Source organism: Streptomyces sp. ISL-1 (assembly GCF_018614585.1).
Lineage (GTDB): Bacteria > Actinomycetota > Actinomycetes > Streptomycetales > Streptomycetaceae > Streptomyces > Streptomyces maoxianensis.
Genome location: NZ_JAGGOI010000040.1, coordinates 158,718 through 178,816, shown reverse-complemented (window position 1 = coordinate 178,816; position 20,099 = coordinate 158,718). Strand labels below are relative to the sequence as shown.

The 20,099-nt window shown below is 69.6% G+C and carries 19 protein-coding genes; 10 read left to right on the top strand and 9 right to left on the bottom strand.

Going from position 1 to position 20,099, the window contains the following annotated elements; all coding sequences use genetic code 11:
* Positions 1 to 35: 35 nt before the first annotated feature.
* A complete protein-coding gene (locus tag J7E87_RS28240) occupies positions 36 to 1,208 on the top strand; it encodes an ABC transporter ATP-binding protein (protein ID WP_215097363.1) in 1,173 nt (390 codons plus the stop codon).
* Here the strand turns inward: J7E87_RS28240 and J7E87_RS28235 are convergent.
* On the bottom strand, positions 1,195 to 2,307 hold the full coding sequence (locus J7E87_RS28235) for an esterase family protein (protein ID WP_215097362.1): 1,113 nt from the start codon (positions 2,305 to 2,307) through the stop codon (positions 1,195 to 1,197). The two genes, J7E87_RS28240 and J7E87_RS28235, sit on opposite strands and share 14 nt — an antisense overlap.
* Positions 2,308 to 2,451: 144 nt before the next feature.
* Between J7E87_RS28235 and J7E87_RS28230 the strand changes: the two genes are divergently transcribed.
* The 6 genes from J7E87_RS28230 to J7E87_RS28205 all read left to right on the top strand — a co-directional run bounded on the left by J7E87_RS28230 (position 2,452) and on the right by J7E87_RS28205 (position 7,427).
* On the top strand, positions 2,452 to 4,284 hold the full coding sequence (locus J7E87_RS28230) for a phosphatidylglycerol lysyltransferase domain-containing protein (protein WP_215097361.1): 1,833 nt from the start codon (positions 2,452 to 2,454) through the stop codon (positions 4,282 to 4,284).
* 156 nt (positions 4,285 to 4,440) lie between these two features.
* Complete coding sequence (gene folP / locus J7E87_RS28225; RefSeq protein ID WP_215097360.1) at positions 4,441 to 5,298, top strand: dihydropteroate synthase; 858 nt, start codon at positions 4,441 to 4,443, stop codon at positions 5,296 to 5,298.
* A complete protein-coding gene (locus J7E87_RS28220) occupies positions 5,295 to 5,741 on the top strand; it encodes a nuclear transport factor 2 family protein (protein ID WP_215097359.1) in 447 nt (148 codons plus the stop codon). Before folP ends, J7E87_RS28220 begins: the two co-directional genes overlap by 4 nt.
* A gap of 191 nt (positions 5,742 to 5,932) precedes the next feature.
* Positions 5,933 to 6,292 (top strand): dihydroneopterin aldolase, encoded by a 360-nt coding sequence (gene folB, locus J7E87_RS28215; protein ID WP_215097358.1) that lies wholly within the window; start codon positions 5,933 to 5,935, stop codon positions 6,290 to 6,292.
* Entirely contained in the window at positions 6,289 to 6,903 is a 615-nt protein-coding gene (folK, locus tag J7E87_RS28210) for a 2-amino-4-hydroxy-6-hydroxymethyldihydropteridine diphosphokinase (RefSeq protein WP_215097357.1), read from the top strand. The genes folB and folK overlap by 4 nt, the downstream gene beginning before the upstream one ends.
* A gap of 47 nt (positions 6,904 to 6,950) precedes the next feature.
* A complete protein-coding gene (locus J7E87_RS28205) occupies positions 6,951 to 7,427 on the top strand; it encodes a DUF3180 domain-containing protein (RefSeq protein WP_215097356.1) in 477 nt (158 codons plus the stop codon).
* Positions 7,428 to 8,075: 648 nt separating this feature from the next.
* Here the strand turns inward: J7E87_RS28205 and folE are convergent.
* From folE to dacB, 6 genes are all read right to left on the bottom strand, one after another.
* Entirely contained in the window at positions 8,076 to 8,681 is a 606-nt protein-coding gene (gene folE / locus J7E87_RS28200) for a GTP cyclohydrolase I FolE (RefSeq protein WP_215097355.1), read from the bottom strand.
* Positions 8,682 to 8,799: 118 nt separating this feature from the next.
* The gene (gene ftsH, locus J7E87_RS28195) at positions 8,800 to 10,821 is read right to left on the bottom strand and encodes an ATP-dependent zinc metalloprotease FtsH (RefSeq protein ID WP_215097354.1); all 2,022 of its coding nucleotides are present in this window, start codon (positions 10,819 to 10,821) and stop codon (positions 8,800 to 8,802) included.
* A 160-nt stretch (positions 10,822 to 10,981) separates the two neighbouring features.
* Positions 10,982 to 11,521 (bottom strand): hypoxanthine phosphoribosyltransferase, encoded by a 540-nt coding sequence (gene hpt, locus J7E87_RS28190; protein WP_215097386.1) that lies wholly within the window; start codon positions 11,519 to 11,521, stop codon positions 10,982 to 10,984.
* Positions 11,522 to 11,560: 39 nt separating this feature from the next.
* Complete coding sequence (gene tilS / locus J7E87_RS28185) at positions 11,561 to 12,682, bottom strand: tRNA lysidine(34) synthetase TilS (protein ID WP_215097353.1); 1,122 nt, start codon at positions 12,680 to 12,682, stop codon at positions 11,561 to 11,563.
* A 186-nt stretch (positions 12,683 to 12,868) separates the two neighbouring features.
* Positions 12,869 to 13,999 carry a zinc-dependent metalloprotease gene (locus tag J7E87_RS28180; protein WP_215097352.1) on the bottom strand — a complete coding sequence of 377 codons (1,131 nt, stop codon included), beginning with the start codon at positions 13,997 to 13,999 and terminating at the stop codon, positions 12,869 to 12,871.
* 67 nt (positions 14,000 to 14,066) lie between these two features.
* Complete coding sequence (gene dacB / locus J7E87_RS28175; protein WP_308313101.1) at positions 14,067 to 15,467, bottom strand: D-alanyl-D-alanine carboxypeptidase/D-alanyl-D-alanine-endopeptidase; 1,401 nt, start codon at positions 15,465 to 15,467, stop codon at positions 14,067 to 14,069.
* Between the two features lie 86 nt (positions 15,468 to 15,553).
* Here dacB and J7E87_RS28170 point away from each other — a divergent pair, with 86 nt between their 5' ends.
* Both J7E87_RS28170 and J7E87_RS28165 read left to right on the top strand, forming a co-directional pair.
* Positions 15,554 to 16,048, top strand: coding sequence for an inorganic diphosphatase (locus J7E87_RS28170; protein WP_215097351.1), 495 nt, complete (start codon positions 15,554 to 15,556; stop codon positions 16,046 to 16,048).
* 157 nt (positions 16,049 to 16,205) lie between these two features.
* Complete coding sequence (locus J7E87_RS28165; protein WP_215097350.1) at positions 16,206 to 17,858, top strand: threonine/serine exporter family protein; 1,653 nt, start codon at positions 16,206 to 16,208, stop codon at positions 17,856 to 17,858.
* Between the two features lie 107 nt (positions 17,859 to 17,965).
* On the opposite strand, the gene J7E87_RS28160 is transcribed toward J7E87_RS28165, so the two are convergent.
* On the bottom strand, positions 17,966 to 18,658 hold the full coding sequence (locus J7E87_RS28160) for a DedA family protein (protein WP_215097349.1): 693 nt from the start codon (positions 18,656 to 18,658) through the stop codon (positions 17,966 to 17,968).
* Between the two features lie 203 nt (positions 18,659 to 18,861).
* Between J7E87_RS28160 and J7E87_RS28155 the strand changes: the two genes are divergently transcribed.
* Complete coding sequence (locus J7E87_RS28155; RefSeq protein WP_215097348.1) at positions 18,862 to 19,227, top strand: YbjQ family protein; 366 nt, start codon at positions 18,862 to 18,864, stop codon at positions 19,225 to 19,227.
* A 99-nt stretch (positions 19,228 to 19,326) separates the two neighbouring features.
* Here J7E87_RS28155 and J7E87_RS28150 read toward each other — a convergent pair whose 3' ends face one another.
* A complete protein-coding gene (locus tag J7E87_RS28150; RefSeq protein ID WP_215097347.1) occupies positions 19,327 to 20,085 on the bottom strand; it encodes a MerR family transcriptional regulator in 759 nt (252 codons plus the stop codon).
* Positions 20,086 to 20,099: the final 14 nt, after the last annotated feature.

Sequence of the window (20,099 nt, the reverse complement as noted above, 5' to 3'; positions counted from 1 at the left end):
TGGCTTTCACACAACACCCGTCACAATGGGGAATCATGATCCGTTTCGAGCACGTCACCAAGCGGTACCCGGACGGGACGACAGCGGTCGACGACCTGTCGTTCGAGGTCGCCGAGGGCGAACTGGTCACGCTCGTCGGACCGTCCGGCTGCGGCAAGACCACGACCATGAAGATGGTCAACCGTCTGATCGAGCCGAGCAGCGGCCGGATTTTCCTCGACGGGGCCGATATATCCGACATCGACCCCGTCCAACTGCGCCGCCGTATCGGCTATGTGATCCAGCAGGTCGGCCTTTTCCCGCACAAAACGGTCCTGGAGAACACCGCGACCGTCCCCCATCTCCTCGGCTGGCAGCGCCGCAAGGGCCGGGAGCGCGCCGCCGAGCTTCTCGACCTGGTGGGCTTGGACCCCAAGACGTATGGCGACCGCTACCCCGAGCAGCTCTCCGGCGGCCAGCGCCAGCGCGTCGGCGTGGCCCGGGCGCTGGCGGCCGACCCGCCCGTGCTGCTGATGGACGAGCCGTTCGGCGCGGTCGACCCGGTGGTGCGCGAGCATCTGCAGAACGAGTTCCTCAGACTCCAGTCACAGGTCAACAAGACCGTGCTCTTCGTCACCCATGACCTCGAGGAGGCCGTCCGCCTCGGCGACCGTATCGCCGTCTACGGGCAGGGGCGGATAGAGCAGTTCGACGCCCCGACCGCGGTCCTCGGCGCCCCCGCGACCGCGTACGTCGCGGACTTCGTCGGCGCGGACCGCGGCCTCAAGCGGCTGTCCGTCACGCCCGTCGAAGAGGGCGATCTGGATCAGCCGCCCGTCGTCCATCTCGACGACCGGCTGCCCCGGGAGCTCGGCTCCCGCTGGGCCGTCGTGCTGGACGGCGAGGACAATCTGCATGGCTGGATCTCCGCCGAGCAGGCGCGGAAGCCCGGCTCCGTGCGCGAACACGCCCGCCGGATGGAGGCCTGGCTGCCCGTCGGCGCCTCCCTCAAGCAGGCCTTCGCCACGATGCTCCAGCACGACGCGGGCTGGATCGCGGTGATCGACAAGGAGGAGACCGGGCGGTTCCTCGGGGTCCTCACGCCGGCCCGGCTGCACGAGGCGCTGCGCCGCTCGATCGACGCCGACGCACAGGACATTCCCCGTACAGCGGTCGCGCTGGAGACGATCGAAACGGTCAAGTCGGCTACGACTTCTACGAAGCGCTGAGCCTGCCGCTGATCCACACCAGGGCGGGCGGAATCTCGCGCCGCCAGGTGTTGAAGTTGTGCCCGCCGCTGTCGAGCGTGATCGAAGAGACGCGCGCGGGCGGCTTCACCTTGTCGATGAACTGCAGAGTCGGCTTGAGGTTCCCCTCGCCCTCCTTGGAAGTGGTCACCAGGAAGGACGACTTCCCCTGCGGCAGGTGATCCAGGCTCCACAGCAGGTTGGCCCGGTTCTTCGCCTTCTTGCTGCCGTGGAAGAGGTCGCCCGTGGTGGGGTCGTCGGCGGCCTTGTAGTACGCGGAGATGCCCGCGCTCGCCGCGAAACGCTCCGGGTGGTGCAGCGCGATCTTCAGGGCGCAGTAGCCGCCGGTCGAATTCCCGATGAGGCCCCAGTTCCGGGGCTTGGTCCCGACTCGGTAGGTCTCCGAGACCGCCTTCGGCAGATCCTTGGCGAAGAAGGTCTCGGTCTGCGGCCCGCCCGGTATGTTCACGCATTCGGTGTCCCGCGGCGGCGCGACGGTCGGTCGCAGCATTATCAGGATCATCGGCTGCATCCTGCCGTCCTTGGACTGCTGATACGCCGTCCTCGGATACTTCAGCCCCTTGAGCAGATTCTCCGCCGTCCCCGGGTATCCGGTCAGCACGACAGAAGCCGGAAATGTACTCTTCGCGTATTTCGCCTGGAAATACTCCGGCGGCAGATAGACATACGCCGGGCTGTCTATCTTCGACTTCTCGCCCGCTATGACGACCTTCTGAATCTGTCCGCCCGTCGCGGGCCGGGAGCCGCCCGGCACATCCAGCTTCTGCTTCTCGACGACCTTGATCCGCTCTCCGCCGGCCGAGTGGTCCACGACCACACCGAGGTCCTGCTTCTGGCCGAAGAGGTCGGACCAAGAGCCGTAGAAGAGAAAAGAGTTGTTGGCCGCGAGGCCGACCGCGGCGAAGAGTGCCAGTTGGGTCGCCAGCAGCAGCCCGATCCTGCCGGTCACGGCTCGCCAGCCGCGGCGGGCGAGCCGCGGCCACGCCCAGATCGTGGCGGCGAACAGCAGCACGGCCACGAGGATGGCCAAGGCCAGAACTTTGTTACTGGTCAGACCCATGAGTCGCGTGAGCTCTTCCTTGAGAATTTCCTGTGAATGAGTGAACCCGTCCCCCGGAAGTCCCGTCCTAGAGAGCGCAAATCGTCCGGAGCCCGCTGTCCTGCGGCCACGGACACTGGATCTCTCGCGGAGCCACGGGAAACGATGTCTGCAACGGTAGATGAGGACAAATCAGGATTGGTTCCGGATTGGGTACGTCGCGTGCTGCGCGGCCCCCGCCCGGAGGCGGTCCCTTCGCTGGTCGGCACGGCCTGCACACTCGTCGGCCTGATCGACATCGCCGCCGGGGTCTTCCCCCGCTTCCGGCACAGCCGCATGCACTCGCTGGCCGAGGTGCTGCCGGGGGCGACCGGACCGTTCGCCGCGGCGCTCTCGCTGAGCGCCGGCGTACTGCTGCTGCTGCTCGCCCACGGACTCAAGCGCCACAAGCGCCGGGCCTGGCGGGCCGCGGTGATTCTGCTTCCCGCCGGGGCGGTGGGGCAGTTCGTCTACCGGCACTCGATCATCGGCGTACTGCTCTCGCTGGCGCTTTTGACGCTTCTGGTGCGCCACAGAAGTGAGTTCGCGGCGCTGCCCGATCCGCGCAGCCGGTGGAAGGCGCTCGCCAACTTCATCCTCATGGGCGCCGGTTCGCTGAGTCTTGGCCTGGTCATCGTCAGCGCACACCCGGACAATGTGGTCGGCAGCCCAAGCCTGACGGACCGCCTGGAGCACGTTCTGTACGGGCTCTTCGGCTTCGAAGGCCCCGTGGACTACGCCGACAGGGTCTCCTGGACCGTCGGCTACTCCCTCGGCGCGCTCGGCCTGCTGACCGCCGTCACCACGATCTACTTCGCCTTCCGGCCGGAGCACCCGGCCGCGCGCCTCACCGAGGACGACGAGCGCCGACTGCGCGACCTGCTGGCCAGGCACGGCAGCCGCGACTCACTCGGCCACTTCGCGCTCCGCCGCGACAAGGGCGTCGTGTTCTCGCCGAGCGGCAAGGCGGCGGTCTGCTACCGCGTCGTGTCCGGCGTGATGCTAGCCAGCGGCGACCCGATAGGCGATGTCGAGGCCTGGCCGGGCGCGATCGAGCGCTTCATGGACGAGGCGAAGGCGCACTCCTGGACCCCGGCGGTGATGGGCTGTTCGGAGACCGGCGGCGAAGTCTGGACCCGGGAGACGGGGCTGGACGCGCTGGAGCTCGGTGACGAGGCGGTGGTGGATGTCGCGGATTTCTCTCTCACCGGGCGCGCGATGCGCAACGTACGCCAGATGGTGAAGCGCATCGAGCGCAATGGCTACGAGACCCGGGTACGGCGCGTTCGTGACATCTCCGACGAGGAACTGGAGCAGATCCGGCTGGCGGCCGCGGACTGGCGGGGCACCGACACGGAGCGGGGCTTCTCGATGGCGCTCGGCCGGATAGGCGACCCGTCCGACGGTGACGCGGTGATCGCCACGGCCCACAAGGCGGACGCGGAGTCCCCCTACGGCGACCTGAAGGCGATCATCCACTTCGTCCCGTGGGGTACGGACGGCATGTCCCTCGAACTGATGCGGCGCGACCGCTCGGCCGACCCGGGCATGAACGAACTGCTGATCGTCGCCTCACTGCAGGCATCGCCGGGGCTGAAGATCGAGCGGGTCTCGCTCAACTTCGCGATGTTCCGCTCGGCGCTCGCCCGCGGCGAGAAGATCGGCGCGGGTCCGGTCCTGCGGATGTGGCGCGGACTGCTGGTGTTCCTGTCCCGCTGGTTCCAGATCGAGTCGCTGTACAAGTTCAACGCGAAGTTCCAGCCCCGCTGGGAGCCGCGCTTCGTGGTCTTCCGCAACACCCGGGACCTCCCGCGCATCGGCTTCGCCGCGATGCAGGCAGAGGGCTTCGTGAACGTCGCGCTCCCCCGCCTCTTCCCGCGCCGCCGCCCGACGCGCCAACCGCGCCCGTGCGCCCACATCACTCGGTCCCAGCCGGAACGCGAGATCCGCGCGGCGTAACGAGGAGGCTGGGGTTCGGCCCGAAGCTGCCGCGTCGGACGGGGCCGTGGGGCGTACCCCGTACCCGCGCATCTCGAGGGCGGGCGGGTGAGGAACAAACCCCCGCCGGCCCACCGGCGTGACCGGTGGCCCCGCTCGCGGGCCTAGGCTGGGCGTATGAGTACGTTGCGTGGACGGGGCACAGCCAGTGGGCTGCCGGAATGGGATCGCTGTGCGGTCATGGGCGTCGTCAATGTGACGCCCGATTCCTTCTCCGACGGCGGCCGCTGGTTCGACACCACCGCCGCCGTCAAGCGCGGCCTCGACCTCGTCACCGAGGGCGCCGATCTCGTCGACGTCGGCGGCGAGTCCACCAGGCCCGGGGCCAGCCGCGTCGACGAGGACGAGGAGCTGCGGCGCGTGATCCCCGTCGTACGCGGCCTCGCCGCCGAGGGCGTCACCGTCTCCGTCGACACCATGCGCGCCTCCGTCGCCGAAAAGGCCGTCGCCGCCGGCGCCGTCCTTGTCAACGACGTCAGCGGCGGCCTCGCCGACCCCCGAATGGTCCCCTCCGTCGCCGCCGCCGGGGTCCCCTTCGTCGTCATGCACTGGCGCGGCTTCAGCCACGACATGAACAACCGCGCCGTCTACGCCGACGTCGTCGCCGACGTCGTCACGGAGCTGCGCGACCGCATGGACGCCGTCGTCGCCGGCGGCATCGCGCCCGAGCGCCTCGTCATCGACCCCGGCCTCGGCTTCGCCAAGCAGGCCGAGCACGACCTCGCCCTCCTCGCCCACCTCGCCGAGCTCCGGGCGCTCGGCCGCCCCGTGCTCGTCGCCGCCTCCCGCAAACGCTTCCTCGGCCACGTACTGGCCAAGGAGGGCGCCCCGCCACCCGCCAGGGAACGGGACGCCGCCACCGCCGCGGTGTCCGCCATCGCGGCGCACGAAGGCGCGTGGGCCGTCCGCGTCCACGAAGTACGCGCCACGGCCGACGCCGTCCGCGTGGCCCGGGCCGTCGAGGCCGCCCGGTGAGCCGTACCGAGGTGGAGCTGGTCGAAGCGGCCAACACCACGTTCTACGAGACGATGGAGCGCGGGGATTTCGACGAGCTCTCCAGCCTCTGGCTGGACGAGGGCATCTCGTGCATCCACCCGGGCTGGCCCGTGCTCTCCGGCCGCGGCGAAGTCCTCCGCTCGTACGCCCTGATCATGGCGAACACGGAGTACATCCAGTTCTTCCTCACCGACGTCAAGGTGAGCCTCGCCGGCGACACCGCCCTGGTGACCTGTACGGAGAACATCCTCAGCGGCGGCCCCGCCGAGGAGAGCGGCGAACTCGGCCCCCTGGTCGGCCAGCTCGTCGTCGCCACGAATGTGTTCCGTCGCACATCGGACGGATGGAAGATGTGGTCACATCACGGATCACCCGTACTGGCGGAAAGCGATGAGGAAGAGGACGACGAGACCCCCTCGTAAGTGGGTAAGTGGCCCTATGGAGGTTGGAATTCCGGGCCTCCGGGTAGGGCGGCTACCAGCCTCGCCGTGTCCCTGACCACAGTCCCCGCGGGCGAGCGCTGTCAGTGCTCGCAGGTAGATTCGATTATGGACACGGGCCGCCCGCACGCGGCCGCGTCTCCGCAAGAACAACGACAGCAGGAGTGATTCGCGTGGATCGTGTCGCGCTGCGCGGCCTCAAGGCCCGCGGGCACCATGGCGTTTTCCCCCGGGAACGCGAGGAGGGCCAGACCTTCATCGTGGACCTGGTGCTCGGCCTCGACACCCGCCCCGCCGCGGCCGACGACGACCTGGCGAAGACCGTGCACTACGGCATTGTGGCGGAGGAGGTCGTGGCGGTCGTCGAGGGCGAGCCCGTCGACCTGATCGAGACGCTGGCGGCGAGAATCGCCCAGCAGTGCCTCAAGCACGACGGCGTCGAAGAGGTCGAGGTGGTCGTGCACAAGCCTGACGCACCGATCACGGTGCCTTTCGACGACGTGACCATCACGATCACCCGGAGCCGAGTATGACCGTGTTTCCTTCGAACGGGACGCAGAGCGACCCGACCGTGCAGCCGGTACCCGCCTCCGTGGTGGAGCAGGTCGACGCGGCGGACATCACCCTGTCCAACCCGAAACGGGCCGTGATCGCCCTCGGCGCCAACCTCGGCAACCGCCTCGAGACCCTCCAGGGCGCCATCGACGCCCTCGAGGACACGCCCGGGCTGCGGGTCAAGGCCGTGTCTCCGGTGTACGAGACGGAGCCGTGGGGCGTCGAGCCCGGCAGCCAGCCCGCGTACTTCAACGCGGTCGTTGTGATCAAGACCACACTTCCGCCGTCCTCCCTGCTGGAGCGCGGCCAGGCCATCGAAGAGGCCTTCGACCGGGTCCGCGAGGAGCGCTGGGGTCCGCGCACCATCGACGTCGACATCGTGGCGTACGCCGAAGAGGTCTCCGACGACCCGTCGCTCACGCTGCCCCACCCGCGCGCCCACCAGCGCGCGTTCGTACTCGCCCCGTGGCACGACATCGAGCCGGAGGCGCAGATTCCGGGTTATGGTCCGGTGGCGCAGCTGCTGGCCGGCGTCGGGCGGGGCGCCGTGGTTGCCCGCGCCGACCTGGAACTCCGTCTGCCCGACTAGTCGTTAGGCTCTTGCATACGGCGGACAGGCGAAGGGCGGCATTCTCGGTGAAGCAACTACGGGTCGGTGTACTGGCCGGTCTCTTCGCCGTGGCCGGGGTGCTGTCCTGGGGCGGCGCCCGCCTGTGGGAGGCGTTCGGCACACTGCCGAGCGTGCCGCTGGCCGCGCCGGTCGTGCTGGCGGTGATCGCCGTCATCCTCACCGCGACGGCACTCTCGATCCGCGCCCGCCTGCGGGCCCAGCGCGAACGGCGCCCGGGCGCGAAGGGCGTTGAGCCGCTGATGGCGGCCCGAGCGGTGGTCTTCGGCCAGGCGAGCGCGCTGGTGGCGGCGCTGGTGGCGGGCATGTACGGCGGGGCGGGCGTGTACCTGCTGGGCTCCCTGGAGATCCCGGCCCGCCGGGACCAGGCGATTTACGCGGGCTTCTCAGTGCTGGCGGGCATCGGCGTGATCGCGGCGGCGTTCTTCCTGGAGCGGGTCTGCAAACTCCCGGAGGACGACGACGAGGACGTGGCCCGCGCGTAAGGCGTTCCCGGTGCGGGGGTACGGGGTCCGCGGTGCGGGCCCGGGGGTTGCCCGGTGGCGTGAGGCGCGGCCGTCCGCGCTGCGGGCCCGGGGTGCCCGGTGCCAGGCCGGTGTGGGTTCCGGGGCCCCTCCGGGCTCGACTCCTCGGAGCCGGCGGCGAAACGGGGTTCGTATTGATCACTGGGTCCGGCCGCCGATCCCCTGCGGGGACGACCCTGCACGGCCCCTCCCCGGCGACATGCCACAGACCCCGTCACCCCGAGGGGTAGGCGCAGGAGAGCCGGCCCCGCCCTCCTTTGCCCTGCGACACCGAAGCCAGAGCTGTGCAGGGGCCGTCAGCTCCGTCTTGCTGGGCGGCGCGAAGCCGACCCGCGTGTGGGGGGGCAGGGCGGTCAGCTCCCCGCCTTCCTGGGCTCTGCGGCGGAGCCGCCGGAGCGTTGGGGGGCGTCGGTCCCGGCCCTTGCTTCCCTCCGGCGGCAGAGCCGTCGGAGAATCGAGGGTGTGGGGGCTGACGCCCCCAGTTTCGGGACGGGGGTACCTCCCACGGCCGCCAGGCCGTGGGGGCGGGGTAGGGGAAAGTCCGCGCCCGCACCCGCCGTACCCCTCCGCCCCGGAAGGGCTGAGGCACGCCCCCGCGCCGTACAGCCCTCAGCGCGCCATGATCAGGCTCATCGCTTCGTTCCGCGTCGCCGGATCCCGCAGCTGCCCCCGCACCGCCGAAGTGATCGTCTTCGCGCCCGGCTTCCGCACGCCTCGCATCGTCATGCACATGTGCTCGCACTCGACGACCACGATCACGCCGCGCGGCTCCAGGATCTCCATCAGCGAGTCCGCTATCTGCGTGGTCATCCGCTCCTGCACCTGCGGCCGCCGGGCGAAGACGTCCACAAGGCGGGCCAGCTTCGACAGCCCGGTGATCTTCCCGTCCGACGACGGGATGTACCCGACATGCGCGACGCCGTGGAACGGCACCAGGTGGTGCTCGCAGGAGCTCATGACCTCGATGTCCTTCACCAGGACCATCTCGTCGTGACCGAGGTCGAACGTCGTCGTCAGGACGTCCTCCGGCTGCTGCCAGAGCCCCCCGAATATCTCCTTGTACGCACGCGCCACACGCGTCGGCGTCTCCCGCAGGCCCTCACGGTCCGGGTCCTCCCCGACCGCGATGAGTAGCTCGCGTACGGCATTCTCGGCCCGCTTCTCGTCGAATTCGCCGATCGTGCCCTCGCCGTCCAGCGTCACCGGGTCGGTCATCTGTGCCTCGTTCCTCTTACTCTGACGTGCAGCAATACGGGAATGCCGCGTCCCCCAGGCTAAACCTGGGGGACGCGGCATCCATTCCGGGCCCTGTGTTGCCACAGCGCCGGACGGGTCAGCTCTCCGGACGCTCCTCCGGGACCGCCTCGACAGCCGGGGCGGCGTCCGTGGGCGCCGCGCCATTGGTGCCGACAGCGCCGTTGGTCAGCGCCAGCTCCTTCGGCGAGAGCACCGGCGGCCGCGTCGACGGCGTACGCCGCGAGGAGCCGGTCCACGCCGGGCGGGCCGGGCGCTTCACGATGGGCGCGAAGATCTCAGCGATCTGCTCCTTGCTGAGTGTCTCCTTCTCCAGCAACTGCAGGACCAGGTTGTCGAGAACGTCGCGGTTCTCGACAAGGATCTCCCAGGCCTCGTTGTGCGCGGTCTCGATGAGCTTCTTGACCTCTTCGTCGACCAGCGCCGCGACCTCTTCGGAGTAGTCCCGCTGGTGGCCCATCTCACGGCCCAGGAAGGGCTCCGAGTTGTCGCCACCGAACTTGATCGCGCCGAGCCGCTCGGTCATGCCGTACTGCGTGACCATCGCGCGGGCCGTGGTCGTGGCCTTCTCGATGTCGTTGGCCGCACCGGTGGTCGGGTCGTGGAAGACGAGCTCCTCCGCCGCGCGGCCGCCCAGCATGTATGCCAGCTGGTCGAGCATTTCATTGCGCGTGGTGGAGTACCTGTCCTCGTCCGGCAGGACCATGGTGTAACCGAGCGCCCGGCCACGGGACAGGATCGTGATCTTGTGGACCGGGTCGGAGTTCGGCGAGGCCGCCGCGACCAGGGCGTGACCGCCCTCGTGATACGCGGTGATCTTCTTTTCCTTCTCCGACATGATCCGGGTCCGCTTCTGCGGGCCCGCCACGACGCGGTCGATCGCCTCGTCCAGGGAGTGGTTGTCGACCAGCTTCTTGTTGCTGCGCGCCGTCAGGAGCGCCGCTTCGTTCAGCACGTTCGACAGGTCCGCGCCGGTGAAGCCGGGCGTACGCCGGGCGACAGCGCCCAGGTCGACGTCCGGGGCGACCGGCTTGCCCTTCTGGTGGACCTTGAGGATCTCCAGTCGGCCCTGCATGTCCGGGCGGTCGACGGCGATCTGCCGGTCGAACCGGCCCGGGCGCAGCAGCGCCGGGTCGAGGATGTCCGGCCGGTTGGTGGCGGCGATCAGGATGACGCCGCCCTTCACGTCGAAGCCGTCCATCTCGACGAGCAGCTGGTTCAGCGTCTGCTCACGCTCGTCGTGGCCGCCGCCGAGACCCGCACCGCGGTGCCGGCCGACAGCGTCGATCTCGTCGACGAAGACGATCGCCGGGGCGTTCGCCTTGGCCTGCTCGAAGAGGTCGCGCACTCGGGAGGCACCGACGCCGACGAACATCTCGACGAAGTCGGAGCCGGAGATCGAGTAGAACGGGACGCCCGCCTCGCCCGCGACGGCGCGTGCGAGCAACGTCTTGCCCGTACCGGGCGGGCCGTACAGCAGCACACCCTTCGGAATCTTGGCGCCGACCGCCTGGAACTTGGCCGGCTCCTGCAGGAACTCCTTGATCTCATGGAGTTCCTCGACAGCCTCGTCGGCCCCCGCCACATCGGAGAAGGTCGTCTTCGGAGTGTCCTTGGTGATCAGCTTGGCCTTGGACTTCCCGAAGTTCATGACTCGGGAGCCGCCGCCCTGCATCTGGTTCATCAGGAAGAGGAAGACCACCACGATCAGAACGAAGGGCAGCAGCGAGAGCAGCACCGAAAGGAACGGGCTCTGCTTCGACGGCGAGACGGTGTAACCCTTCTCGATGTCGCCGGCCTCGTACTTCGTCTGCAGCTTCTCGGCCAGATCGGCACCCTGGGCGCCGATGTAGCTGGCCTGAATCTTGTCGCTGCCCTTGACCTTCTGGCCGTCCCTCAGATCAACCTTGATGATCTGTTCGTCGCCTGTGGTCAGTTTGACCTGGTCGACCTGGTTCTTGTCGATCGCCTGGACGACCTCGCCGGTGTCCACCGTCTTGTAGCCGCCGGACGAGCCGACGACCTGCATCAACACGACCACGGCGAGGACGGCCAGCACAATCCACATGACCGGCCCACGGAAGTATCGCTTCACGTCCATCCATACGGAGCGAATTCGCCCCGTCCCTCCTGCCCGTAGGTAAATGCTGCTGTGAGAAAAGACTGTTCTTCGGACGGTACCCCAGCATTGTCACCGGCGACCGCCTTCCCTTGCTCCAACGGCGGGGAGGAGGCCAGGGTTCCCGTGCCTGTGCGGGGCTTCAGCCGCCGTAAACGTGTGGTGCGAGCGTGCCGACGAACGGCAGATTGCGGTACTTCTCGGCGTAATCCAGGCCATAACCGACGACGAACTCATTCGGAATGTCGAAGCCGATCCACTTCACATCGATCGCGACCTTCGCGGCATCCGGCTTACGCAGCAGGGTGCAGACCTCGAGGGACGCCGGCTCGCGCGAGCCGAGGTTCGACAGCAGCCAGGAGAGCGTGAGGCCGGAGTCGATGATGTCCTCGACGATCAGGACGTGCTTGCCCTTGATGTCGGTGTCCAGGTCCTTGAGGATCCGGACCACGCCCGACGACTGGGTGCCCGCGCCGTAGGACGACACCGCCATCCAGTCCATGGTGACGGGAGTGGCCAGCGAACGCGCCAGGTCGGCCATCACCATCACGGCGCCCTTGAGGACACCGACAAGGAGCAGGTCCTTGCCCGCGTACTCCGCGTCGATCTTCGCGGCCAGTTCGCCCAGCTTCGCGTCGATCTCTTCCTTGGTGATGAGCACCGACTGGAGGTCGGTGCCCATGTCCTTCTCGTTCACCCGGGCCACTTTCGTCGTGCTGCGTCAGCCTTGCCGAATGACCAGTCTGCCACCCTGCCGTCGCGCCTCGACGCGGCCGGGCAGATTGATGGCTCCCTGGCCGCGCCAGCTCGTGATAAGACGGTCGACTTCCTCGACGTGCCGGGCGAAGAGTGAACCGGCGGGCGCACCGGCCTCGATGATGGCCCGGCGCAGCACCCGGCGGCGCACGGCGGGCGGCAGCGCGTACAGCTTCACGCACTGAAGCTGACCCGCGTCGTCCCGTACGGCGGCGTCCGCGTCGGCGGCCCAGGTGTCCAGGGCGTCGGCATCGTCGCGGGAGAGCTGCGCGGTACGGGCCAGCGCCTCGACGACGCCTTTGCCGAGCGCCTTCTCCAGGGCGGGCAGGCCTTCGTGGCGCAGCCGGGAGCGGGTGTAGGCCGGGTCGGCGTTGTGCGGGTCGTCCCAGACGGGCAGCGACTGGACCATACAGGCCTTGCGGGCGGTCTGCCGGTCGAGCTGGAGGAAGGGGCGGCGGTAGCGGCCGGACGCCCCGGAGATGGCCGCCATGCCGGACAGCGAGCGGATGCCGGAGCCGCGGGCGAGGCCCAGCAGGACGGTTTCAGCTTGGTCGTCGCGGGTGTGGCCGAGCAGCACGGCCGCGGCGCCGTAGCGCTCCGCGGCGTCGTCGAGGGCGGCGTAGCGGGCGTCACGGGCCGCAGCCTCGGGTCCGCCGCCGCGACCGACCCGCACGGCGATGGCTTCGACGGGGTCGAGCTGCAGCGCGGTGAGCCGGGCGGCGACCTCGGCGGCGCGAAGGTCGGAGCCGTCCTGAAGGCCGTGGTCGACGGTGATGCCGCCGGCCCGGACGGAGAGTTTGCGGGCTTCGAAAGCGAGGGCGGAGGCGAGGGCCATCGAGTCGGCGCCGCCGGAGCACGCCACGAGGACGAGCGGCTGCTCGCCTGCGGAGACGGGGTTCGCGGGACTCGTCGCGGTCGCGGAGGACGCGGAGGACGCCGAGCGCGAGGGGGACGCGGAGTAGGCGGAGTACGAAGAGGTCGCGTGCGTCACGGAGCGCGCGACGCGGTCGGAGTGTTCGGTGAGTACGTCGTGGAGTACGCGGCGGACCGCCAGGCGTATCGCCGCGACCGCAGGATGGGGACCCATGTCTGGTGCCCTTCGTGAAAAGTTGGGGGGTGCCTCGGTCGGAGTCGGAGGGGAGATCAGTCACTCAGAGTGCGTCGATGGTGACAGAACCGAGCCGATACCCGAGCATTGCACGCCTACCCATTGCCTACGGTCCCTCGGATGGGTGATTACGGGGGCGTTCTTCTGCCGTCGGACGCCGCCCGCTCACGACTCTGCTTTACGGTGCACTCTCGCGACCCAGTCCGCCGGTTTGGCGATCTCCGCCTTAGTGGGGAGGGTGTTCGGAGAGGTCCAGACCCGGTTGAATCCATCCATACCGACCTCCTCGACGACGGAACGCACGAAGCGCTCGCCGTCGCGGTACTGACGCAGCTTGGCGTCGAGCCCGAGCAGCTTGCGCAGCGCCTGGTCGAGACGGCTCGCGCCACGTGCCCTGCGCTGCTGGAACTTCTCCCGGATCTCGGCGACGGAGGGCACGACATCGGGCCCGACGCCGTCCATCACAAAGTCCGCGTGGCCCTCGAGCAGCGACATGACTGCGGTCAGCCGGCTGAGGATCTCGCGCTGGGCGGGGGTCTGCACCAGCTCGACGATGGACCGGCCGCTCTCGTCCTCCTCGCCCTCGGGGCGCGCGCCGGACAGCGACTGGGCGGCCTCCCTGAAGCGCTCCAGGACGGTCATCGGGTCGACCTCGGTCTCGGCGAGAAATGACTGGATCTCGCCCTCGAGGTGGTCGCGCAGCCACGGCACGCCGGTGAACTGCGTGCGGTGGGTCTCCTCATGGAGGCAGACCCAGAGCCTGAAGTCGTGCGGGTCGACTTCGAGTTCGCGCTCCACGTGCACGATGTTCGGGGCGACGAGCAGCAGCCGCCCCCCGCCGCTCTCGCCGGCCGGCAGCTCACGGGTGGGCGGCGCGAAGGTCTCGTACTGCCCGAGGACCCGCGAGGCCAGGAACGACAGCAGCATCCCCAGCTCCACGCCGGTGACCTTGCCGCCGACCGCGCCGAGCACCGCGCCGCCGGGGCCGCCGGGGCGGCGTTCCTGCATCTTGTCCAGCAGCGGCTTGAGCAGCTCGCGGAAGCCCGCGACGTTCGCCTTGACCCACCCGGCCCGGTCCACGACGAGGACGGGAGTGTCCTGTGGTTCGTGGCCTTCAGGGATCAGCCGGGTGAAGCCCCGCACATGTTCCTCGGACGCCTTGGCATGCCGTCGCAGCTCGGCGACGACGGCGCGCGCCTCGTCCCTGCTCACGTCGGGCCCGGGCCGCACAAATCGGGTCGCGGTCGCCACAGCGAGATTCCAGTCGACCATCTCGGCACCACCGATGCTCGTCATGCGTCAACCGTACGTTGTCGGCTCGTGCGTCGGTGAGTCGTTGGAACCGGACGCCGCGCCGGGAATGTCAGGACGCCAGCGCGGCGGCCAGCCGGTCCAGGGCGGGCTGGGCGCCCTCCCTGGAGGGGGTGTTCCCGGCCAGGAAAGCGAAGGCGAGGAGACGGCCGTCCGGGGCCACCACCGTGCCTGCCAGGGTGTTCACACCGGTCAGCGTGCCGGTCTTGGCTCGCACCAGTCCGGTGCCCGGCGAGGTCTCGGTGTAGCGGGCCTGAAGGGTCCCGCTGAAGCCCGCGACCGGGAGGCCGGTGAGGACCGGGCGCAGCTCGGGGTGGGCGGGGTCGGCGGCGCGGGCCAGCAGCGCGGTCAGCAGGCCGGCGGAGAGTCTGTCCTCGCGGCTGAGTCCGCTGCCGTCGGCGAAGCGGGCGCCCGTCAACGGGAGCTTCAACCCGGTCAGTTGCCTGGTGACGGCGCGCTCCGCGCCCGCGAAGCTCGCCTCCTCGCCGGTCGCCAGGGCGGTCTGGCGGGCGAGGGCCTCGGCGATGTCGTTGTCACTGTCCGTCAGGGCCCGCTCGACCAGGGCGGACAGGGGTGCGGAGAGCACCTTGGCGACGGGCTTGGCTCCGGCGGCGGGCCGGCCGGGGGCGGGCGCGCCCGCGCTGTTGATACCCCGCTCGTCCAGCAGCCGCCCGAAGGCGCGGGCGGCGTCGCCCGCCGGGTCGCCGCTGCGGTCCGCGGCGCCGGTGGTCCGCTCGTCGAGCCGCCCTTCGCCGACCATCAGCGCGCTGACGGGGGCGATGTTCCTGTTGGGGCCTATGGGGTGCAGCCCGGGGCCCTTGTAGAGCGAGGTGTCGTACGCCAGGCGAACCGTTGTCACCCCACGCTCGCGCAGGGCGCGCGCCGTACGGTCGGCGAGGGTGCGCAGACCGGCGGTTTCGAGGGTCGCGTCGCCGCCGCCGACCAGCGTGAGCTCCTGTCCGTCCTTGGACGCGACGACCGTGGTGGGGATGCGGTGGTCCGGACCGAGCGCCGACAGGGCCGCCGTCGAGGTGGCGATCTTGGTGGTGGACGCCGGTGTCATCGGGTCCGCGGCCCCCTTCCCATACAGCTGCTTCCCGGTCGCGACATCGATCACCGAGGCAGTGCGGGCCGTGCCGAGTCCGGGGTCGCCGAGCAGCGGGGCGAGCACCCTGGCGAGGTCGGCCGGGGTGGTCTGCCCGGCCGCCGCCTTGGTCGTGGGGGCGCCCAGGGAGGCGAGCACGCCGGGCGCACTCGGCGCGGGCGCCGGGCGCTTCGGCCCGGGGTCCTCGTGATGTGCGCCACCTGCGATGCTCCGGGCAGCCGCCCACTCCCTCTCGGCCTTACGCTGACCGGTGTCCCACGGACCGGCCGCGGCCACAGCCCCGGCGGCGAGGGCGAGGCCGGCCACGGCGGCGCCCGCGGTGAGCTGCCACGTCCTGACCTCTGGCACCTCGCACCAGCCCCTTTCGCGATCACGCATCTGCGTGAGGGACACTTAACCACCAGACGTATGTGTTGATCATGGAGGAGCCACCCGTGGAGTTCGACGTAACCATCGAGATCCCGAAGGGTTCGCGGAACAAGTACGAGGTGGACCACGAGACCGGTCGGATCCGCCTGGACCGTCGACTCTTCACCTCGACCAGCTACCCGGCCGACTACGGCTTCGTCGAGAACACCCTTGGCGAGGACGGGGACCCGCTGGACGCGCTGGTCATCCTCGACGAGCCGACGTTCCCCGGTTGCCTGATCAAGTGTCGCGCCATCGGCATGTTCCGGATGACGGACGAGGCGGGCGGCGACGACAAGCTGCTCTGCGTGCCGGCCTCCGACCCGCGGGTGGAGCACCTGCGGGACATCCACCACGTGTCGGAGTTCGACCGTCTGGAGATCCAGCACTTCTTCGAGGTCTACAAGGACCTGGAGCCCGGCAAGTCGGTCGAGGGCGCGAACTGGGTCGGCCGCACCGAGGCGGAAGCGGAGATCGAGGCGTCCTACAAGCGTCTGGAGTCGCAGGGCGGCGCGCACTGACCCCGCGCTGAGCTGCTCGTACTGGCGGCGCACCCCCATCGGGTGCGCCGCCTGTCGTGTGTCCTGGGCCGCTGCCGGACGGCCGGGGTGCGAGTGGTCGCATGGGCATGCCCATACTGATCTGACACGACGACACGATTGGGAGCGAGGGCAGCACGTGGTGGCGGAACCCGAGGGTCCGGAAGACCGGAAGCCTCAGTCCGACGAGGCGCGCAGCGCCTTCACCCCACCGTCCGGGGTGGGGCAGCCGGAGGCGTCCGAGGAGGACCATCCGTCATCGGAGTTCGCGGTTCCGGCCGGGCTCGCCCCCGAAGCGCCCGCCGAGCAGGAAGGTTCGGCGTTCGCACCGCCCAGCACCTACAGCGCCCGGAAGTCGCCGCCCGCCTTCACCCCCGCGCACGGCATGCCGATGGTCCGGCTGACCAAGCACGCGCCCTGGCAGGACCGGATGCGGGCGATGCTGCGCATCCCGGTCAGCGAGCGGCCTCTGTCGGAGCCCGCGCAGCGGCAGGACGAGGCCGGTCCCGCCGTGCCGCGTGTGCTGGACCTGACGCTGCGTATCGGCGAGCTGCTGCTCGCGGGCGGCGAGGGCGCGGAGGACGTCGAGGCGGCCATGTTCGCCATCTCGGTTTCGTACGGCCTCGACCGCTGCGAGCCGACCGTCACCTTCACCCTGCTGTCGATCACCTATCAGCCGTCGCTGGTCGACGACCCGGTTACGGCGAACCGGACGGTACGGCGCCGGGGCACCGACTACACCCGGCTGGCCGCCGTCTACCGCCTCGTCCACGACATCAGCTCCGAGGACGTCGATGTCTCGTTGGAGGAGGCCTACCGGCGCCTCGCCGAGATCCGCCGTAACCGCCACCCCTACCCCGGCTGGGCGCTCACCGCGGCCAGCGGCCTGCTCGCGGGCGCGGCGTCCGTGCTGGTCGGCGGTGGAGTGCTGGTGTTCCTGGCGGCGGCGATCAGCGCGATGCTCGGCGACCGGCTGGCCTGGCTGTGCGCCGGCCGCGGGCTGCCGGAGTTCTACCAGTTCGTCGCGGCGGCCATGCCGTCAGCCGCCATGGGCGTCGCGCTGACGCTGTCGCCGCTGGACACGCGCGCCTCCGCGGTGATCACCGGTGGCCTGTTCGCGCTGATCCCGGGGCGGGCCCTGGTCGCCGGCGTTCAGGACGGTCTGACCGGCTTCTACATCACCGCTGCCGCCCGCCTGCTCGAAGTCGGCTATCTCGTCGTCGGCATCGTCATCGGCGTACTGAGCGTGCTCTATATGGGCATCGCGCTGGGCGCGAGCCTCAACCCCGAGACGGCCATCCACAGCACCGAGCGGCCGATCGTCCAGACGCTGGCGGCCATCGCGCTGTCGCTGTGCTTCGCCATACTGCTGCAGCAGGAGCGCAACACCGTGCTGCTGGTGACGCTCAATGGCGGGGTGGCCTGGGTGGTGTACGGCGCGCTCGCGGACACCGCCGGAATCCACCCGGTCGCGGCCACGGCCGCGGCGGCCGGTCTGGTGGGCCTGTTCGGGCAGCTGCTCTCGCGCTACCGCTTCGCCTCCGCGCTGCCGTACGTCACCGCGGCCATCGGGCCACTGCTGCCCGGTAGCGCGACGTACTTCGGACTGCTGGAGATCGCCAGGAACGACCTGAACGCGGGGCTCGCCTCACTGTCCAAGGCCGCCGCCCTGGCGCTGGCCATCGCGATCGGGGTGAATCTGGGAGGCGAGATCTCCCGGCTGTTCCTGCGGGTGCCGGCGGGCGAGGGGCGGGCCGAACGCCGCGCGGCCAAGCGGACGCGCGGCTTCTAGCCCTCGTACGCACGGATCCAGGTACGTACGGATCCAGCCCTTTCGCGTACGTACGGATCCAGCGCATCCGCGTACCTACGGCTCCAGCGCCCGGCGTGGCGGCGGATTCAGCGCTTGGCGTGGCGGCCGCGCTGCCCCGGCGGCATCTCGTCGGCCGGTCCCGCCGCGGCGGCTTCCTTCTTGCCACGGGAGCGGGCCCGCAGATATTCGATCGCGATCGGCACCACCGATATCAGCACGATGAGGATCAGGATCGCTTCGACGTTCTTGTGGACGAACTCGACCTTGCCGAGGGCGGCGCCGAGCAGGGTGACGCCGGCGCCCCACAGCGTGCCGCCGATGATGTTGAAGGTGACGAACGAGCGGTAGTTCATCCCGCTCACACCGGCGATGATCGGCGTGAACGTACGCACGATGGGCACGAAACGGGCGAGCACCAGCGACTTGGGGCCGTACTTCTCGAAGAACTCGTGCGCCTTCTCGACGTTCTCCTGCTTGAAGAGCCTGGAGTCGGGGCGCTTGAAGAGCGACGGGCCGACCTTGCGGCCGAAGAGATAGCCGACCTGGTCGCCGATGACGGCGGCGAGGACGACCAAGGCGCACACGCCCCACAGCGGGAAGTCCAGCGCCCCGGTGGTCACCAGCAGGCCGGTGGTGAACAGCAGGGAGTCACCCGGCAGGAAGAAGCCGATGAGCAGGCCGGATTCGGCGAAGACGATGACCAGGACCCCGATCAGACCGAAGGTCGAGATCAGATAGTCCGGGTCCAGCCAGCTCGGTCCGAGCGCAAGGGTAGTCACGAGGTCCGGGCTCCTGAGTCGATAGTCGGTCGATCGTCGATTCGGCCGTCGATCGGCGTGGTCGGCAACCCAAAGCTATCAACGCATCGCCACCGCTCCGCGTTCCACCGGCCCGCCCGGGATGCACTGTGCTCGGACTGGGACAAAGCTGTGCGCACAAACCTCAGAGAGCTTTATGGGAGCCGTACGGAAGGTGGACGCAGATGGGCATCGAGGATTTCGGCGGCGGACAGGGCCCGCAGTCCGACGTACTGGTCGTCACCACGAACGACGTTCCCGGATTTCAGGTGCAGGAGGTCATCGGAGAGGTCTTCGGGCTCACCGTGCGCTCACGGCATCTGGGCAGCCAGATCGGCGCGGGCCTCAAGTCGATGATCGGCGGCGAGCTGAAGGGGCTGACCAAGACCCTGGTCCAGACCCGCAACCAGGCGATGGAGCGCCTGGTCGAGCAGGCGCGCTCGCGCGGAGCCAACGCCGTGCTGATGTTCCGCTTCGACGTGTCGGAGGCTGCGGACGTGGGCACGGAGGTCTGCGCGTACGGCACGGCGGTGGTCGTGGCCCGGAGCTAGTCGCACAGCGACCGCTCCGGGCACCTGCAGCAGCTGCAGCACCGCGGCTCCCGCAGCCCCCGCAGCCCCCGGCAACGGTGGCTCCGGGCCAGGACGCGATCAGCTGCGCCGCGCCGCGTTCGCGAGGATCGCGGCACGCAGATAGCCGGCCAGACCGGGCCTGATCTGCTCGAACGTCGAGCTGAAGCGCTCGTCCGCGACGTACATCTCGGCGAGCCCGGTGTGGATCTTGTACGTGCAGTCGTAGAAGTTCCGGCTGATCTGCTCCCGGTGCTGCTCGGCCAGGTCCATCGCCGACTCCGAGTCCGGGGCGACCGCGGCCTCCATGAGGGCGGCGAAGGCATTGGTGTTCCCGGCACCCTCGGCCTTGATCCGCAGCCAGTCCTCCTTGGTGTAGGTGGCGACCCGGCGCTGCGACTCCCGGTACGGCTCCGAGTCGCCCCAGCGCCGGCGCGACTCCTCCTCGTACCGCTCCGGGTCGCACTCCCCGAAAACCTCGAACTTTTCCTCGGGCGTGAGGTTGATGCCCATCTTCCGTGCCTCCATGGCGTGTTCGACGGCCTCGGCCATCTTCTGCAGCTTCTCGATCCGGACCGTCAGCAGTTCGTGCTGCCTGCGCAGGTGCGCCTGCGGGTCCGCGTCCGGGTCGTCGAGAAGTGCCGCGACCTCGTCGAGCGGAAAGCCGAGCTCCCGGTAGAACAGGATCTGCTGCAGCCGGTCGAGGTCGGCGTCGTCGTAACGCCGGTGGCCCGCGTGACTGCGGCCGCCCGGCGAGAGCAGCCCGATCTCGTCGTAGTGGTGCAGCGTGCGCACCGTCACAGAGGCGAATGACGCGACCTCTCCCACGGAGTAGCTCATCGCTTTCCGCTCCT

What these genes read in the sequence shown, in the direction of transcription:
- J7E87_RS28240 (WP_215097363.1), top strand. Translation starts at nt 36, where the DNA reads ATGATCCGTTTCGAGCACGTCACCAAGCGGTACCCGGACGGGACGACA.
- J7E87_RS28235 (WP_215097362.1), bottom strand. Translation starts at nt 2,307, where the DNA reads ATGGGTCTGACCAGTAACAAAGTTCTGGCCTTGGCCATCCTCGTGGCC.
- J7E87_RS28230 (WP_215097361.1), top strand. Translation starts at nt 2,452, where the DNA reads ATGTCTGCAACGGTAGATGAGGACAAATCAGGATTGGTTCCGGATTGG.
- folP (WP_215097360.1), top strand. Translation starts at nt 4,441, where the DNA reads ATGAGTACGTTGCGTGGACGGGGCACAGCCAGTGGGCTGCCGGAATGG.
- folK (WP_215097357.1), top strand. Translation starts at nt 6,289, where the DNA reads ATGACCGTGTTTCCTTCGAACGGGACGCAGAGCGACCCGACCGTGCAG.
- folE (WP_215097355.1), bottom strand. Translation starts at nt 8,681, where the DNA reads ATGACCGACCCGGTGACGCTGGACGGCGAGGGCACGATCGGCGAATTC.
- ftsH (WP_215097354.1), bottom strand. Translation starts at nt 10,821, where the DNA reads ATGGACGTGAAGCGATACTTCCGTGGGCCGGTCATGTGGATTGTGCTG.
- hpt (WP_215097386.1), bottom strand. Translation starts at nt 11,521, where the DNA reads ATGGGCACCGACCTCCAGTCGGTGCTCATCACCAAGGAAGAGATCGAC.
- tilS (WP_215097353.1), bottom strand. Translation starts at nt 12,682, where the DNA reads ATGGGTCCCCATCCTGCGGTCGCGGCGATACGCCTGGCGGTCCGCCGC.
- J7E87_RS28180 (WP_215097352.1), bottom strand. Translation starts at nt 13,999, where the DNA reads ATGACGAGCATCGGTGGTGCCGAGATGGTCGACTGGAATCTCGCTGTG.
- J7E87_RS28155 (WP_215097348.1), top strand. Translation starts at nt 18,862, where the DNA reads ATGGGCATCGAGGATTTCGGCGGCGGACAGGGCCCGCAGTCCGACGTA.
- J7E87_RS28150 (WP_215097347.1), bottom strand. Translation starts at nt 20,085, where the DNA reads ATGAGCTACTCCGTGGGAGAGGTCGCGTCATTCGCCTCTGTGACGGTG.